This is a genomic window from Corallococcus interemptor, from assembly GCF_003668875.1.
In the GTDB taxonomy this organism is placed as follows: domain Bacteria; phylum Myxococcota; class Myxococcia; order Myxococcales; family Myxococcaceae; genus Corallococcus; species Corallococcus interemptor.
This window is the reverse complement of the sequence record NZ_RAWM01000413.1, coordinates 1-406: the sequence shown is the minus strand read 5'-3', so window position 1 is coordinate 406 and position 406 is coordinate 1. Positions and strand designations below refer to the sequence as shown.

General features: G+C 42.1%; 1 protein-coding gene. It reads left to right on the top strand.

Annotation, left to right across the window (positions count from 1 at the left end):
* On the top strand, positions 1-406 hold a 406-nt coding region (locus D7X96_RS39360; protein WP_244219891.1), incomplete at both ends, for a Gfo/Idh/MocA family oxidoreductase.

Here is a 406-nt window from a genome sequence, read left to right as displayed (position 1 = left end):
TGCCTGTATTTTTCACTGTCATTTTCAAAACGGCTCATTAGGGCTGTTTGAGTCAACCCGTTATGCAAGGGGACACAAAGCTTTGTATACTTTCGAAATCAATGGAGAACATGCCTCTATTCGATGGGACTTACATGATCTTAACCGACTTGAATATTTTGATCATCGGGATGAATCGATTATTCGTGGATGGCGCTCTGTTCTTGTTACCGATGGTGACCAGCCGTACATGAATAAATGGTGGGTACCGGGATTATCTATTGGATATGAACATTCTTTCGTTCATCAGGTGGCAGATTTTTTAAAAAGCCTGGAAACCGGGGAACCATGTTCGCCAACATTTAAAGAGGCTCTGGAAACACAGAAGGTCTGTGAAGCAGTTATAGAATCTGCTGCTTCTAAAAGC